Source organism: Tuberibacillus calidus DSM 17572 (assembly GCF_000430685.1).
Classification (GTDB): Bacteria; Bacillota; Bacilli; order Bacillales; family Sporolactobacillaceae; genus Tuberibacillus; species Tuberibacillus calidus.
This window is the reverse complement of sequence record NZ_KE387194.1, coordinates 71,941-89,211: the sequence shown is the minus strand read 5'-3', so window position 1 is coordinate 89,211 and position 17,271 is coordinate 71,941. Positions and strand designations below refer to the sequence as shown.

13 protein-coding genes are annotated in these 17,271 nt (G+C 45.1%); 5 read left to right on the top strand and 8 right to left on the bottom strand.

The annotated features are described in order from the left end of the window. Positions 1–47: 47 nt before the first annotated feature. Complete coding sequence (locus tag H532_RS0115575; protein ID WP_027726240.1) at positions 48–2,012, top strand: S9 family peptidase; 1,965 nt, start codon at positions 48–50, stop codon at positions 2,010–2,012. A 635-nt stretch (positions 2,013–2,647) separates the two neighbouring features. Here H532_RS0115575 and H532_RS0115570 read toward each other — a convergent pair. The 3 genes from H532_RS0115570 to H532_RS0115560 form a co-directional block, all read right to left on the bottom strand. After that, positions 2,648–4,951 carry a YhgE/Pip domain-containing protein gene (locus H532_RS0115570; RefSeq protein ID WP_027726239.1) on the bottom strand — a complete coding sequence of 768 codons (2,304 nt, stop codon included), beginning with the start codon at positions 4,949–4,951 and terminating at the stop codon, positions 2,648–2,650. 201 nt (positions 4,952–5,152) lie between these two features. Continuing rightward, positions 5,153–5,737 carry a TetR/AcrR family transcriptional regulator gene (locus H532_RS0115565; RefSeq protein WP_038112721.1) on the bottom strand — a complete coding sequence of 195 codons (585 nt, stop codon included), beginning with the start codon at positions 5,735–5,737 and terminating at the stop codon, positions 5,153–5,155. A gap of 99 nt (positions 5,738–5,836) precedes the next feature. Then, entirely contained in the window at positions 5,837–6,214 is a 378-nt protein-coding gene (locus H532_RS0115560) for a DUF488 domain-containing protein (protein WP_342662311.1), read from the bottom strand. Positions 6,215–6,643: 429 nt separating this feature from the next. On the opposite strand from H532_RS0115560, the gene acs reads away from it, so the two are divergent. The 4 genes from acs to H532_RS0115540 all read left to right on the top strand — a co-directional run bounded on the left by acs (position 6,644) and on the right by H532_RS0115540 (position 10,685). Further along, positions 6,644–8,599 (top strand): acetate--CoA ligase, encoded by a 1,956-nt coding sequence (acs, locus tag H532_RS0115555; protein ID WP_027726236.1) that lies wholly within the window; start codon positions 6,644–6,646, stop codon positions 8,597–8,599. 451 nt (positions 8,600–9,050) lie between these two features. Continuing rightward, positions 9,051–9,293, top strand: a complete 243-nt coding sequence (locus tag H532_RS0115550) for a zinc ribbon domain-containing protein (RefSeq protein WP_027726235.1) — start codon at positions 9,051–9,053, stop codon at positions 9,291–9,293. A gap of 209 nt (positions 9,294–9,502) precedes the next feature. Further along, positions 9,503–9,967, top strand: a complete 465-nt coding sequence (locus H532_RS0115545; RefSeq protein ID WP_027726234.1) for a hypothetical protein — start codon at positions 9,503–9,505, stop codon at positions 9,965–9,967. A gap of 67 nt (positions 9,968–10,034) precedes the next feature. Beyond that, a complete protein-coding gene (locus H532_RS0115540; protein WP_027726233.1) occupies positions 10,035–10,685 on the top strand; it encodes a GDSL-type esterase/lipase family protein in 651 nt (216 codons plus the stop codon). A gap of 39 nt (positions 10,686–10,724) precedes the next feature. Here the strand turns inward: H532_RS0115540 and H532_RS19170 are convergent, their stop codons facing one another. The 5 genes from H532_RS19170 to H532_RS0115515 form a co-directional block, all read right to left on the bottom strand. Next, complete coding sequence (locus tag H532_RS19170; protein WP_038112719.1) at positions 10,725–12,020, bottom strand: MDR family MFS transporter; 1,296 nt, start codon at positions 12,018–12,020, stop codon at positions 10,725–10,727. Positions 12,021–12,419: 399 nt separating this feature from the next. Further along, positions 12,420–13,007 (bottom strand): histidine phosphatase family protein, encoded by a 588-nt coding sequence (locus H532_RS0115530; RefSeq protein WP_027726232.1) that lies wholly within the window; start codon positions 13,005–13,007, stop codon positions 12,420–12,422. Between the two features lie 63 nt (positions 13,008–13,070). Continuing rightward, positions 13,071–13,730, bottom strand: coding sequence for a YpjP family protein (locus tag H532_RS0115525; RefSeq protein WP_027726231.1), 660 nt, complete (start codon positions 13,728–13,730; stop codon positions 13,071–13,073). A gap of 167 nt (positions 13,731–13,897) precedes the next feature. Beyond that, positions 13,898–15,190, bottom strand: a complete 1,293-nt coding sequence (locus tag H532_RS0115520; RefSeq protein WP_027726230.1) for an MDR family MFS transporter — start codon at positions 15,188–15,190, stop codon at positions 13,898–13,900. Between the two features lie 446 nt (positions 15,191–15,636). Then, positions 15,637–17,079, bottom strand: a complete 1,443-nt coding sequence (locus tag H532_RS0115515; protein ID WP_027726229.1) for a glutamate synthase subunit beta — start codon at positions 17,077–17,079, stop codon at positions 15,637–15,639. Between the last annotated feature and the right edge of the window lie 192 nt (positions 17,080–17,271).

The window sequence follows — 17,271 nt, the reverse complement described above, 5'->3', positions numbered from 1 at the left end:
GGCCAGAGCCAAGTTTTTTACCAATATCGGATAGGGGAGGAAAAACCATGGGAAAACGCGCAATAACGATTGATGATTTAACACAACTTAAGTTTGTTGGCACACCGAAACTGTCACCTGACCGCAGACATGTCGTTTACACCATGACTGAGATGAATCTTGAGCAAAATGGTTATGAGAGTGCTTTATGGCTTGCAAAAGCGGGCTACTCTCCAAGACCATTGACGACATTTAAACAAAAAGACAAGCTGATCAAAGATCATCACCCCATTTGGAGTCCTGATGGGAAAAGCATTTACTTTTTATCCAACCGAACGGAAAAACAACAAGTATGGTGCTTGCCGCTAGAAGGTGGTGAAGCCCGGTTAATAACCGATTTTGAAGAAGGCGTCGAAGACTTTGTTCTTTCGCCAGATGGCACAGCGCTGATTTGCCAAGTCGTGATCAAAGAAGAAGACCCTGTGGAAAAAGAAAACGAGGATGTCACGATCGTCACAAGGCTACGGTATCTAGCCAACGGGGAAGGTTTTATAAAAGGGTATACCCATTTATTCCTTTTTGACCTCAACGACGGTTCTTCCAAGCCGTTAACTTCGGGCGCTTACAACGCCCGGTCGCCACGCTTTTCCCCTGATGGCCGTACCTTTGTCTATTTAAAATCCCGCCCGAATCCCGAAGTGAACGGTTATTTCAATGATATCTATAAATATGACCTTGAAACGGGTAAGTCGGCAAAGCTTTATGAGGGTAAAGGCGCCACTTATCTGCCGACGGTCTCTCCTTGCGGCAAATGGGTCGCATTCAACGGCCACCAAGGCGGTGAAGTGAGTCCGAAAAACATCGGCTTATGGATTTTGCCATTTGAAGGGGGAGACGCGCGTTTATTGACTGCCGACTGGGATCGTCCATTGGGCAATTATGTTGGCACGGACGCGAGTTATGATAAAGGTAACGATGATTATCAATGGACCGAAAAAAGTGATGCGCTCATCTTTATGACCACCGTTGGCGGCAACTGCATCTTAAAACAGATCACGCTCGAAGGTGGGGTCTCCGACGTGTTGCCTGAAGCGCAAGGCGTCATCACGTCTTTTGATATCAATGGTGATGCGATCGCATACGTCAAAGCTACTCCCAAAAGACCAGGGGATGTGTATTTTTATCAAAACGGTGAAGCCCTTCAATTAAGTCAACATAACCAGGCATTTTTTGACTCGGTTGAACTTGCCGAACCGGAATTTTTTACCTTCAAAGGTGCGGATGATTGGGAAATTGAGGGCTGGCTCTTAAAACCGCCGCCTTGCGTTCCATCAAAAGGCAAAATTCCGGTTGTTGTTGAAATTCACGGTGGACCGCATACTGCCTACGGAAATATTTTTCATCATGAATTCCAATGTCTGGCCGCGAACGGCTATGCCGTCGTCTATACCAATCCGCGCGGAAGCCAAGGTTACGGTGAAAGCTTCACAGCAGCTTGCGTCGGTGATTGGGGTGGAAAAGATTATGAAGATATTATGCGCGGGCTCGATGCCGCATTGGAAAAAGACCCAGAGCTTGACCGGGATGCGCTCTTTGTCACCGGGGGGAGCTACGGCGGTTTTATGACGAATACCATCATCACTAAAACCGACCGATTTAAAGCCGCCGTCACGCAGCGGTGCATCAGCAATATCTACAGCTTTTTCGGGACGAGTGATATCGGTTACTATTTTGGTCATCGCCAGCTCAAGGCGGATCAATGGAGAGACGAAGATAAAATTATGGCCTTTTCGCCGATTCGCCATGCGCAAAACGTCAAAACTCCAACGTGCATCATCCATAGCGAAGAAGACTTCCGCTGCCCGATTGAACAAGCAGAACAATGGTATGTGGCGCTCCGCCGGCTTGGTGTTGAAACGCGCTTTGTTCGTTTTAAAGGTGAAAACCATGAACTTTCCCGCTCAGGCAAGCCAAAAAACCGCCTTACCCGGCTTCACGAAATTGTGAATTGGTTTAACAAATATCGAGGCTGAAGATACTGATTGTTTGAATGACCAATACTACAAACGAAGACGGGGACAAAAGGGAGAACTCGTTTGACCCCTTCCCAAAAATAACCCTGTATCACTTTACAAGTGGTACGGGGTTATTGGGTTTCATGTAAATTTTTTGGGAAATGGCTTATGTCTCAGCCTCTTTCTTTTTTTGACTTGGTATCCAGATAGTTTTTCCGCGAGGTTCGACTGTTGACCCGCGGATTTCTTCTGTTTATCATCGGGTTTTGCTGGTTTTCCTTCGGGTTTCGGTGGTTTACTCTCGGGTCTTAGCTTTTACCATTGAGTTTCAATCGTTTACCGCCAGGTCTCTTAAATTTACCGACAGGTGTGAACTATTGTAAATTTTTGGAACGAACCACCAGACAAGTTTTTATATCACTTGTTTCACTTTTCCGCTATTTAATTTAATATTTAGGAATACTCTCCTGGCTTCTAAAAATTTCAATATATTGATCGCTTCAACAAATTTTCAAGCTCACGATGGTGGGCATCGTCGGCAGTATCTCGTCGTTTTACCACCAAAATCGAGTCGATATTACGGAGGCAGTCTCAGATTTTTTTATATGAGAAAAGGTTGACTCAACGCCTTCTTTTGAGTCAACCTTAATGGGTCATGCCGTGATTTTTTCTTGAACAGACTCATGCTTTTTCCATTCTTTTTTATAGGCGAAGGTGAGATAAATCACCGTGCAAGCGAGCATGGCAAGCAGGAACATCGATAAGATCAGGCTGTTGTGGGCAAGCAGATCATTCTGTCCCCCGGCTACAAGGTTGCGGAAACCAGCGATACTGTAATTCATCGGCAAGAATTTATGAAAGTCATACAAGGCTTTCGGCAGCAATTCCACTGGGTACGTCCCGCCTGTTGTGGTTAACTGCAAGACCAAAATAATAATGACTAAGAAGCGCCCTGGGTCGCCGAGTGATATGACAAAAAACTGCACAATCGCCATAAACGTCCAGCTGGTCAATAGGCTAAATGCGATAAATAACCACGGTTGATCGACATGGAGGCCGATCGGCCCCAGAATGACGGCATCCGCAATCAGCGCTTGAAAAAGCCCGACAATCATTAAAAATAGATATTTTCCAAGCCCCCAAGAAAAACCGCTCTTTGGCTTTTGGTAAGGTTTTCTCATGTCATAAATAACGGTTAATAAAAGCGCCCCGACAAATAACCCAAGCGATAAAAAGTAAGGCGTGAAGCCTTGGCCATACTTATCGACCGCTCCGGACGATTTCTTCGCTTGGACCGGGTTGGCAAACATGTTTTCATTGCTGTTTGAATGGTGTTGTGCCTTCGTTTTTCCGTAGGCATCACGCAAATGATCGGACAGCTGCCCCGTGCCATCCTCTATCTTTTTCATTCCGTCAGCGAGTTGGCCGGCACCTTCACCCAATTGGTGTGTGCCGTTATCATACGCGGCTAAACTTTTTTCCAATGTCCATAAGTTTTGCTGCAAGGTTAGGCTTCCGTTAGCCAGTTTTTGCTCGCCGGCATGGACTTGACGGATGCCTTGCACGAGCGCCTGCCATTGTTGGTTTAGAGCTTCGGTGCCGTCTGCCATCTGCTTTGCGCCATCGGCCAATTGGCTCGTTGCACCCGGCAATTGCTGCAAGTTTTGTTGCAAGGTGGTCAAGCCGTTAGCTAATTTTTGCAAGTTCCCGTTTAAATCATTGAATCCATTGACGAGCGCCTTTTCTCCATCCGTCAGTTGTTCTAGCGCAGCCGGGAGTTGTTGTAAGGCTTCCAATTGGTTCACCGCGCCATTGATGCCGGTCATTTGTGCTTGTAGTTGATCACTTAAGGCTTTTATTTCCGCAAATTGCGCTTTTTGCGCCTCGTTTAATGTGCCATTATACTGATCAATTTTTGTAAAAAGTAACGACGCACCATTCAGCCAATCGTTCAACCCGTCCAATTGTCGATCCAAATCATTTAACGGTTGCATATTGTCATTGAGTTTTTGAAGGCCTTCGTATTCGTCTTCAAGACCTTTGGATAACTGTGCCAAGCCTTCCGAGAGTGCTTCGCCATTTAGTTGGTCGATCGCTTGCTGATTGCCGGCTGCCATTGCCGAAAGACCCTTATTTAATTGTACTGTCTTATCGGCTAAAGTTTTTGCCCCATCCGCCAAGTTTTGAATGTTGGCCGTATTAGCTTTTGTCTTTTTGTAAAGCACATCAGTGCCATCTTGCACAGCTTGGATGCCATCGGTTAAGTCGCCGGCACCTTCTGCTAACTTTCTTACGCCGTCTTGTAATTGAATGCCAGCGCCGCCCAATTTTTCTAAATTCGCCTTCAAGGCCTGCAAGCCATCCAGTTCTTTTTTTGCACCGTCGTTTAAATCCCCTGCGCCATCGGCGGCTTGTTTTAAACCTTTCGTTAATTCATCCACTTTTTCAAACAGATTTTTCGTATAGGTTTTTGTAATCTCTTTAGATAATTTGTTTTTAATTTTTTGCGCGCCGCTATCGGTAATCATGGAGGATATATAATTGAATCCGCTGTTGACCTCATAATACAGCGTCGGCCTCAACGGCTTATTCTCCATGACCGTCGCCGTCTTTTCAGAAAAGCGACTCGGAATCGTAATCGTCATATAATAACGATTTTTCTCCATGCCCTGCTTCGCCGCTTCGGCGCTGACAAAATGCCACTCAAAGCTTTTATTTTTTTTAAGCTCCTTAACGAGATCATCACCGAGGTTCACTGGTTCGCCGCCGAGCTTTGCACCAGCGTCGAGATTAACGACGGCTACAGGGAGATGCTCCGTATGGTCATAGGGATCCCAGAACGCCCAAATAAACATTCCGGCATAAATAATTGGGACCAATAGGATGGCGCTTATAAAAACGATGTGCTTCTTCTCGGCAAAGAAGGAACGACATTCGGATAAAAAAACTTGAAACATTGTATCATCACCTATCATTCATTTATTGATTAATTTGGTCATTTGGTCAATTGTAGCCATAAAAAAATGGGCGATGCTAAAGTCAACTTGGCTCTCCTAAAAAACATGGCTATGCCAAGCCTTTAAGCGTTGGCAGAGCCTTTGTCACCCTTATGCTAGCCGAAAAAATGATAGGCCTTCTTTTCAGCCTAAATTCTACCTTTATGGCATAGCATTCCGTGGTTTTAATCCAAGCACAATAAATTGATCAAAAAGATCGGCGATTTCTTCTTCGCTTAGCGACTGTTCATTTTTCTCTTCCCATTCAAAAACGAGCGCGATATAAATCTTCAACATAATAAAGGCTGTTTTCCTAGGATCACAGGGGATGATTTCCCCTTTCTCGATGGCCTTAACAATATGACGCTCTATGAAAGCTAAAATCGCCCGTTCAACTTTATCCAAAGCCGCTTGAGCTTTTCCCGTTCCGATGTCCCTGACTTCCTGCGACAATTTCAATGTTAACTGGTGCTGCTTGCGAAACGCGAGAATATCATAGATGGCTCGATGCAAATTATTAAAAAAAGTATCGGTTGGGTCAATGGCTGCTTCGGCCTTTCTTTTGAGCGTGTCAATAAGGTTTTCCAAAATTTCATCGAAAAGGTCTTCTTTATTTTTAAAAAAAGTATAGATCGTGCCCTTGGCCACATCCGCCAGTTTTGCCACTTGAACCATCGTAGTGCCTTTATAACCGTAAAGCTGAAAAGACTGTTCAGCCGCCGCCACAATGCGCTTCCGCTTATCCATCTTGATCACTCCACAAAATGACCAAATAACTATTTTAGTCAAAACGTCTAATATGAGTATAGGTGAAAATACCAATGCCGTCAATTCCCAAGGATGCTTTTACTCGTGATTTTTATCTAAAAAATAATCTCTCAGAACGACCACATGATTATGGACGGGGTCCTTGGCCGCATACACAAAAGTCACATCGCCTTCTTCGAGTTTTTGAAGAACAGAACGGACCGCCTTTTGCTTTACGGGCTCCGTCTCCAGTTCTTCAAGATATCTGACCTTGAAATCCTCAAATTTTTCGGGGTCATGGCAAAACCATTTTCTGAGTTCCGGGCTCGGAGCGATGTCTTTCAGCCACAGATCGACACCCGCGTTTTCCTTTTTTATCCCGCGCGGCCAGAGCCGATCGACTAAAATACGGAACCCATCCTCCGGTGCAATTCCTTCATAAATTCTCTTCATTTTTAATGAATACAAGTTCCTCACCCTTTCTTTTCTAATCATCTTCCACCCGCATCCAATCGTCAAGATGAATAGCGCATCCTCAGTATGGGATCTCCGAACTTTTTTTAGAACATAGCCAAATCCGAGACAAAGGTTTCCAACCGCCTGCGCCACATTTTTCACATTTTTTAAAAAGTACTTAGCTCCAAAAGAAAACTTAAATCTGGCACGCCTTATAGGTGAAGGAAACAGCCCTAGTTGCCCTTATGCTGGCCTGGTTAAAAAGCCAGTGCAAACCTTTTAGTGAAGGCAAGTCCTTAGTTGGACATACGCTTACATGAAAAAATTTTATACTTTTTTACCATTACAAAAAAAATTAAGACAAAATAGTTCACAATTCCGCCAAAAATTGTTATCGTAATATTATAGAATTTTAAATTTATTGATCATAGAAACAGGATGGTGATATGGATGGCTAACGATACGAAACAACTAGACGCTTTGCTAAAGGAAGAACGCACATTTGAACCCAATCCTGAATTTACCCAACGGGCAAATTTTAATGACCCGGCGATTTATGAGAATGCGGCCCGGGACCCCGAAGCCTATTGGGATGAACAAGCCCAAAACATCACTTGGTTCAAGCCTTACGATAAAGTCTTGGAATGGGATGCACCTCATGCCAAATGGTTTCTCGGTGGTAAGTTAAATGCCGCATATAACTGCGTCGACCGCCACCGTCAAGGACCGCGGAAAAATAAAGCCGCCCTCATTTGGGAAGGTGAAAAAGGCGGAAGTAAAGTCTTTACTTATGACATGCTAGGCCGGGAAGTTGACCGCGCTGCCCATATGTTAACCAACCTCGGTGTGAAAAAAGGCGATCGCGTCGCCGTTTATCTGCCAATGGTACCGGAACTTCCGATTACGCTTCTTGCCTGTGCCAAAATCGGTGCCATTCATACCGTTGTGTTTGCCGGTTTCTCAGCGAAATCCCTGCGCGACCGCATTGAAGATGCCAACGCGAAGCTGCTCGTAACGGCGGATGCCAGTTGGCGCCGCGGAAAACAGGTCCCATTGAAAGCATTTGCCGACGAAGCGGTGGAAAATACAAGCGTCGAAAAGGTGCTTGTCGTAAAAGCCGTTGGCGAAGAAGCGAGCATTTCATTGACAGAAGGCCGCGACCTTCTCTGGGACGAGGAAATTGAAAGGGCTTCCAGAGAGCCGTTTCCGGCTGCGGAAATGGATGCAGAAGACATCCTTTACCTTTTATATACATCCGGGACGACCGGAAAACCGAAAGGCATCGTGCATACGACCGGCGGCTATTTAGTCGGTGTGAATACATCGATGCGCAGCGTTTTCGATATAAAAGATGAAGACGTTTACTTCTGCACCGCCGATATCGGCTGGGTGACGGGACACTCTTATATCGTCTACGGACCGCTGTCGGCCGGGGCAACCGTCGTGATGTATGAAGGCGCTCCGGACTATCCCGACCGTGACCGTTTTTGGGATATTATTGAAAAATACGGCGTGACGATTTTCTATACGGCGCCAACATCCATCCGGACCTTCATGAAATGGGGCACATCCTATGTGGAAAAACACGACCTCAGCACGCTTCGTCTGCTAGGAACGGTCGGCGAACCGATCAATCCGGAGGCGTGGATGTGGTTCCACAAATATGTTGGTAAAGAAAAAACACCGATCGTCGATACTTGGTGGCAGACAGAAACCGGCTGCGCCATGATTGCGCCGCTTCCCGGTCTGACCAAAACAAAACCCGGATCCGCTACAAAACCATTGCCAGGCATCATTGCCGATGTCGTTGACGATGACGGTCAGCCCGTTGAAAAAGGCGGCGGCAACCTTGTCATCAAATACCCGTGGCCATCCATGCTGCGAACGGTTTGGGGGGACGATGAACGCTTCCGCAACACCTATTTCGGTAAGTTCCCGGGCTGGTATTTACCAGGAGATGCCGCGCATAAAGATGAAGATGGTTACATTTGGATCCTCGGGCGCATTGATGATGTCATCAACGTCTCCGGCCACCGGATCGGTACGATGGAAGTGGAAAGCGCGCTTGTAAGCCATCCAGCCGTTGCCGAAGCCGCCGTGATCGGAAGAAGCGATGATGTCAAAGGGCAAGCAATCACCGCCTTTGTCATTTTAAAAGAAGGTTATGAGCCATCCAACGCCATGACCGCCGAACTGAAAGAAACCGTTGCTGAACAAATTGGTAAACTCGCCCGTCCGGAAGAAATCTATTACACAGCTGAACTCCCGAAAACCCGGAGTGCAAAAATCATGCGGCGCCTTTTGCGCGACATTGCTGAAGGCCGTGTCCTTGGCGATACAACGACACTCACTGACCCGTCCGTCATTGAAGAACTGAAAAAGCAATATCAACATAAAGAAGAGTGATTGAAAGAAAACGAGGCTCTGCCAAGCCTTTTGGGCGGCGGTAGAGCCTTTTCTTATGCTGGCCTAAAAGGTTATATTTCTTATCTGTAAAATCCTTTTGAGCGATCGCAGTGCCTCGTTGCCCTTATACTGGACAAAAATGTTTTTTATAACCAGTACGAACCTTCTAGGCGAATGCGGAACGCCGTGTTTTCCTTATGCTTGCCTAATAAATAAAATAGCTTTCTTACCAGTGCAAGCCCTGTAGGCTTGGCGAATCCTTCGTTGCAATTTAGCTGTCCTAAAAAAATACCCGTCGAATCATAGGAGTCTTATTTTAAGGGCTGCCTAGTTTTTTATAAAAGTATGTCTAAAACCTTAACACTACCAATGATTTGACATTTTTGAAACGTTTCCGCGCTCAAACCGTATATCAGTTAGTGTAAAAAATTCTACAGTTTGGGGGATTTCAATGGCAGTGATTGAACGGGAAATTCAAGCACGATTTAAATGTACGAAATGCGGGAACGAGGACTGTTATATAGAAGAATTGGCAATGACGGGAACGGGGCTGAGTAAAATGTTTGATATTCAAAATAATTATTATATGTTCGTTTCCTGCACCCATTGCGGTTTTACGGAAGTTTACAATTCGAATGTGCTCAAAGGCCATCGCGGTCAACTAAGCAATATTCTGGATTTACTTTTCGGTTAACGAAGTGAGACTGGAAAAAACCGATAAAGCTAACCTGAAAAGAGCGGTACCCACCAAAACGTGTTGGTGAAGGTACCTCTCTTTTTATTAGTTTGCAGAAGTCAAAAGAGTTGCCAAGCTGCAGCTTGGCTTTTCATTTTTTAATTAAGGTCACATAAACTGTACAAAGCCTCTCCAATTCGTTACACGTGAGAAGGGGGAGATGTGTTTTGGCCATAAAAGCGCAAAAAAGGATTGCTCTGAAAATTCTTCTGGGAATGGTCGTCGTCCTTATACTCGGGTTTTCTTTTTATTACGTCTGGACCCACTGGCCGCGCCATGAAGTGATCCAAACCGTAAAGGAATTTTATGATGATGAACAAGGGGGCGATTACGGCAGTGCCTGGACACTCCTCCACCCGCAAATCAAGAAAAAATTTACCCAAGCGGATTATATCGAAAAAAGAACCACATTATTTATGGATGATTATGGCGTCAAAGGCTTTTCCTATAAAATTGACGATGTTGATCATCTAAAAAAATGGCGTGTGAACGCAGACAGCCCCTACTTAAAAGATGTGTACCGCGTAACGGTCATCCAGTCCTTCACCGGTATATTCGGAAAAGCTCAGCTTTATAAAGACGTTTATGTCGCCAAGGATCAAGGCGAATGGAAAATTTTATGGGAGTATTAGTTTTCCGTCGTGCCGCTCTTCCGCCCCATGAATAAAATAAAACAAATGCTTGAAGGGGTGGGTCTTTTTGACTGATCAATGGCAAAGACCGCTGCACTATGTTGCCATAGGTGATTCATTAACTGTTGGGATTGGCTCCGATCTCTTTCATCCCAGTTTTGTTGGCTACTATGCTGATCTCGCTTCCCGCGCCCTTGAGCGACCCGTGTTTACTGACAAATTTGCCCGATCAGGGGCAACAACCGCCGAAATTTTTAACGTTCTTTATTTACCTGCGATTTCGGAGTCCCTTCGCACTTCGGATCTCGTAACACTGACGGCTGGGGGCAATGATTCAATCGACGCAGCGCAAGCCTTTTTATTGGATGGGAATGAAGCAAGGCTCCTGTCAGCCTCAGAGAGGGCGATCGCTCATATCAAAAAAATCATTGAACGCATTCACTTTTTGCACAATCCGGAACATCATTGTTATGCTATACGCCTTCTTAATTTGTACAACCCATTTCCCTCCATCCCCCAAGCCGACACCTGGATTCAAAGTTTCAACCGTCATCTTAACGAGTACGCTCGTTATCCTCATATAAAAATTGCGGACATCTACAGTGCTTTTCAAGGCAGGCAAAACGCCTTGTTACACGGCATCCATCCCAATGACCGCGGGTATGAAGTGATGGCCGAAGTTTTGGACAGTCTTGGATATGCACCTCTAAAACATTAAACGGCCCGCCAGGAGTTTTGGCAGACCGTTATTGAAAGTTTATGAGCTTTTTACAACTTTCATGTGATGGGCGGTTTGCCCCCTTTTTTCAAACTGTGTAAACATGATCCCGTAAAGGCCAGCGCTCATAAATGCCAAAAGCCCTAGAATCATAAATGTCCAAGAATAGCCAACCCAGCCGGACAACGGAATGGCGATTGGTGCAATGGTCCGACCGATTGAAAAGCGCAGGCTTGATGCGGCAAAATATTGACCGCGAATGTGTTCGGGCGCGAGCTTTGATATGAAGGCATCCTGAATGCCAACGACCATAATCTCCGCACAGGTAAAAATTGCCATAGCTAAAAACATGATCCAAATATTTAAGGTATGCCCGAAAATCATGATGCCGATGCCGTAGAAACACGACGACAAAATAAACACGCGGCGTTCTTTATATTTCGTCATCCATCTGGTCATAAAAACGGTAAAGAGCACGACAATCAGGCCATTTTCAGAGACAATGGCGCTGAACGCTTCCTTCCCTGTGATGTGCAAAGACCATCCACCAATAGAGAAAAGCGTTTGTTTAGGCACTTGATCCGTTGTGTATACGGCGATGAGCAAATCCAATTGCATAAACGTTTGTGCAACAAGTATGCCAGCGATAATAAACAATAAAAACAGCCGATCCTTAGTAATGATTTTATAATCGCTTAATTGCCGATTAATATAACTGAGCCAGCCTGTCGTTTCCATTTCTTCATTGGCTTTTTTGCCGACCGGAACGGTTTCCCTGAGAAACCGCTGTAAAACAACGGCCAAAGCGAGCGATGCCAATAAGCAAACGATGATAAACGGAAAGCGGTAGTCAAAGAAGAAAATGCCTCCCAAAAGCGGCCCGATGACGACGGTAATGTTTGTGGATGTATAGAAAACCGCGAAAATCGCACTGCGATGTTTTTCATTGACGACATCCGCAATCATGGCATGGCTAGCTGGCCAGTACAGCTGACCGAACAAACCTAATGCGGAAAAAGCTAAAAACGCAAGCATCGGCGAATGCACCCAAGGTGAGACGCCGAGTGCAAATGGAATAAAAGCTAAAGCCTGACCGTATCCGGCAATCACCATCATCCGCTTGCGGCCAAAATGGTCCGCGCAATAGCCGCCGATTAAACCGACAACGACACTGATCACTTGTGAAATCACAAGGAGCATGCCCGCTGTGCTTTTTCCGAACGCATCCGAAAAATATATGGCCATAAACGGGAAAAACATCCAGAATAATAAATTAATAACGCCTTCCCCTAATAACCGGATTTTTAAATTGGTATCCCAATCTCTCCACTTCATGTGTTTCCCCTCCTCTTTCGCCCTTATTTCTGATTTAGAGCGAATTCAGACATCTTTAACTGACGTATGAAATTTCTTGGTGCCTTTTTCAGTCACAAGGATGGAATGGCCAAAGGGTCACGAGTGGGTAGATGATACCAATTTACCCATACAAAAAGAGGCCATTCATCGGGTGCATACCACTCCCGACATAGACCTCTTCCTTAAAGGCATCTATGTAGGCACATGGTAACCCCGTCCAAGTGATGAAAAAGGCATGCTTAAATAAAACTCATCAAACAATGAGTTTTATTCCAATTAGCCTAGTCTCACCACAAGTTGGACAAAGATTACCATAAAAAACAACTCCTATCGGTTAAGTAATTCTAAATTATCATAAACATCATAAATAAGCAATAGTTATTTTTCATCATAATTAGGCAATTTGGCATCCCAGGAAACATGACAAATGTCCAAGCATTTTTGCTTTTCAAAAGTCAGAACGTAAATATCCGGCATTTTTAATTCGTTTTTCCAGAATAAATAATCATAGCGGGCATCATAGTGCTGCATGATTAAAGCCATTAGATTTCCGTGCGTGCCGATAACGATGTTTCTTTTATTGTGATACGTCACCAAGACATCATTAAGAGCAAGAATCCCTCTCTCCGCAGCCTCTCGATTGCTTTCACCGCCGGGATGTGAAAACAACGGATCATCCCAGACAGCCTTTATAGCCGTATGGAAATCTTCCACCGCATCCCCTGCCAATACCCTTTCCCTGAATCTTTCATCCAATAAAACTTGCAGGTTTTTGGCTTTGGCAATGCCGTTTACGGTATCCATCGCTCTTTTGTAAGGGCTGGAAATAACTAAATCAATGTCAAAAGGGAGCAGCGCTTCGGTGATGCGTTCGGCATCCCTTTTTCCCCTTTCGGTCAAACCGCGCCCATATTCATCGGGGCTGTAAGTCGATTCTGCGTGTCTTACCATATAAATTTTATTCATATATGATCACTCCGGTAATAAAATAGCCCGGCGCCTGTTTTAAGCAGAGACCGAGCATTTTTTCTAAGCCATCCATTTCGGCGGGGTGTTTTTGCCCCAGTTGATTTTTCCGACTTCATAATGGTTTTGGAAATTATCGTCCTTCACATGATAATGAAAGGTAAAATAATATCCGTCGAGCGGCGGGTGGTCCCTTCGGACATGGAATTTCACCCATTCTTTACCGGTCCGCTCATCGTAGAGATGCATGATCCGTTCTCCGGTTCCGGAGGCGGGATTATGGCTGACTGCCAAATGGCGAAGCGTCTCCGTATCGGTCATCGCTCCAAGGGAGGTGACGGCTTTGGCAAATTTCGGAACGATATCTTTTTTATACGTTTCCCCGATCACCCCGGCAATGTTGTCACCGAACTTTTGCATCCCTTGCGACTCTGCCTCTTTTATTGTAAATCGTTCCAATTCCGCAAGCATTTCATTCTTCGTTTCACATTGAGCAGCAATGGCTCTCCAGCTTTCATCGCTTCTCTTTTCAGCTTCCTGAGTATCGGCTTCTTTGGTTTGCACCAAAACGATTGGCTCAGCTTCACTTCGGGTGCGGGCACCATCATTTCCGTAACGGTTCGGACGGTTGTTGTCACTATGATAGTTGACGGTTGGGACGACGGTACCCAATGTCAGAACTGCAACTAAAGTGACTACCGTTTTCTTTAACCACTGCGGCATTCCGACCGTCTCCTCCCCATCAAAGATTCTCTATTTCACGTTTTCCATACTTTTGGGACGATACATTATATATAACATGATCTCCGTTCAGTCCCTATAAGTTTGAAAAACATTTGACAATATAAATACGACAAACCCGTCCAAAAAGTTTCATTGGCCGATGTTTTTTATAAATGAGAAGCCTTTTCCACCTGCAAGGCCTTGTTGCCTTTTTTATTTAGCAACCTACCCGATTGAAAAAAGAGCCCAGCCGCTGCAAGGCCGAATAAGATAATTAAGACAGTCATAATGGCCGGATTGAGCAGTGAACCGATCGTAATCATCAGCCCTCCAATGATCGCACTTAAAAATTGCATCATTGAGTTTGCGGCCATATAGGAACTCCGAGCATTTTCCGGTGCAATATCCGCAAGATACGCCTGTTTGATCGGTACATAGGTTAATTCCCCGAGGGTGGCGATTAACATGGCCAAAATCAACAAACTAGGCACCGTGCCAATCATGATATAGGCATAGCCCGCTGTAAAAATGATGACCCCGGTAATAATCGCTAGTTGGTCACTAACTTTTTTCACCATCCAAGCAATCAAAAAGGTCCCCACTACGACCAACAATGTGTTTTCCGTTTGTAAAAATCCCAGAAGCCAAACACCATTGACGTGAAAATCCAACCATCCGGCAAAAAGCGGCTGATCATGAATGGCTTGGGCCATGCGGACGCCAGCATAATTGGTTAATTGATTTTCAATAATGCTTGTTAATAAAACCGCCAAAATAAAAAATAAAAAGATTTTATCGTAGAGAATAAAAGCATAGTTTTTCAGAAAGCCGCCTGCTTTCTCATTCCCATTTCCAGATGGATGAGATGTTTTTTCTGCCGGTTGTGGAACATATGTATCGGTAATAAAAAACAATGTGATAAAATAGGAAATCAATGTCACAAGGGCGACTAGGCAAAACAAAAGAAAATGATGGGTCTGAAACAGAAAGGCGCCGATCATGCTGCCAATGGCCATCGAAAGATTGTTCACCCAATATTGAATTTGAAAAATGAGGCGCCGTGTCTCTGAGGTGCTGGAATCAATTAACAATGCTTGTGCAGCCGGCATCGCTATGCCTTCGAAAAACTCTACTACAAGAAACACAACATACGTTAAATACGGGGCGTCCATCCATGGTGAATTCAATAGAGCAATCACCCCGAAGCCGCAAGCCATGATGAGATCAGTCATGAGCATGAGCTTCCGTCTTCCGATGCGGTCGCCATAGAAACCACCAATCACTCCGCCCAATACGGCACTTAAAATCACTGTGGCAAAAAGAAAGCCGGTGATCGTTGCACCCACTTTTTGGGAGAAATAGACAGCTAGAAATGGCGTCACCATTCTATATACAATTACCAAAAAGAAATTCACGGTGATACGGATTTTAACATTTGGATGAAGTGCTTTGAGCGTCATCACTTTTCCCCCACCCCTCAATTTTTGCGAGAGTAAATTTTACTTGTTAAATTCTTTATATTGTAAGAACCAGCTTAAAATGGCTGTTTTTTAGCCGCTTACAACGGCTAATTTCATCATAATAGCTATTTTTATTGGAATTTATCCAAGGGGACCGCGCAGGTGCTAACACAAATACTGCTTATTGTTAAACACCAAAAAATAGATCTATATTCATTTATGATTGATTTTCAGCTGGTTACCAGAGCAAATTCATCATAAAAACCATTTTTAATAGAAATTCTCCGAGGGTAACACAAAAGCTAACTTTACGGATAAAGTCATGCATTAACACGGCAAAACGTAATCATATTTGTTCCAATTCATGGTTGAACAGCCTCATTATAACATAAAAACTCCCAATAGCATTCAAAAAATTCGACAAATTTCGCTATCGGGAGTTCGGATTAATTTTTCAGTTTTTCATTCACAATATCAGCGACCTCACGTCCTTCGCGCATGGCCCATACGATTAAACTTTGTCCGCGCCGCGCATCGCCGGCAGCGTAGACGTTTGGACGATTCGTGGCAAAAGTTTTCCGTGGGGCTAGGATGGTACCGTTGGCGGACAGTTTTATATCTGTGTAATCCGCAAAATTTTTCTCCACCCCTTCAAAGCCGATGGCGATAAGGACAAGATCCGCTTCCCAAGATTGTTCCGTTTCTGGGATTTCCTCCAAAGACCCATCCTCATTGACCTTTATGCCGACCGTCTCAAGCATAGAAACTGACTCAGTGCCGCGAAAGCGTACCGTTGAGATCCCAAATTGGCGCGGGTCATGACCAAAACGGGCGATAGCTTCTTCATGGGCATAATCCAATTTAAAGATTTGTGGGGGTTCCGGCCAGGGGTTATTCGCCCGCCGAACTTTTGGCGGACGCTCGTGTTTGCCAAATTGCACGACGCTTAGGCAATTTTGTCTGAGGGCTGTTGCCACGCAGTCAGCCCCCGTGTCACCGCCACCGATGACAATGACCTTTTTCCTTTCTGCTGTGATCTTCGGCGCACGGCCTTCAAGCAGTGCTTTGGTGCTTTCTTCCAAATAATCCATCGCATAATGGATGCCTTTCAACGTGCGGCCGGGGATCTTTAAATCGCGATGTCTCGCTGCACCGACACATAATATGACCGCATCAAATTGAGCTTCTAGTTTTTCCAGAGGAATGGCCTTGCCGACTTCTGTATTCAGGATAAAAGTGATCCCTTCTTTTTTTAAATGCTCAATCCGCCTTTCGACCACCCATTTTTCCAACTTCATGTTGGGGATGCCGTACATGAGTAAACCGCCTGGGCGATCGGCTTTTTCAAAAACCGTGACGGAATGACCCGCTTGATTGAGATTGTCGGCACACGCAAGGCCTGCCGGTCCTGAACCGATGACGGCTACTTTTTTCCCCGTCCGTTTTTTTGGACGGCGGACGATCACCCAGCCTTCCTCGAAAGCCTTATCAATAATCGCTCGCTCAATGGATTTGATGGCAACCGGTTCGGTGGGTAAATTGGCGTTACACGATCCTTCGCAAGGCGCAGGACAAACCCGGCTTGTGAATTCAGGAAAATTATTCGTTTTGAAGAGCCGCTCGTAAGCTTCACGCCAATGGCCGCGGTAAACCAAGTCATTCCATTCGGGAATGAGATTATATAAAGGGCACCCGATCGTGAGTTTCTGCCAAGCTTCACCCATTTGACAAAATGGTGTGCCACAATCCATACAGCGGGCGGCTTGGTCTTGAATCAGGCGTTCATCACTTGGCAATGTCAACTCCTGCCAATCCCGCTGCCTTTCCCAAGCCCCCCTTTCCGGGGTCTTTTGCCGATCGATTTCTAGAAAACCGCCTAACCGTCCCAATCCACACACTCCTTTCCCCTCATAGAAAATGATCCATCACCGTTTGGGATATCTAGTAACACTCAAAAAATCCGGCGATGTTGCAAAAAAAGTTCGAATCATGAATGGCTCGCAGGTGGTGAGTCACCGGGAAACGTACGAAAAATGCTCGATGGTAATCATTTCATGAGACGCGTCAGAGTTGGAAAAACT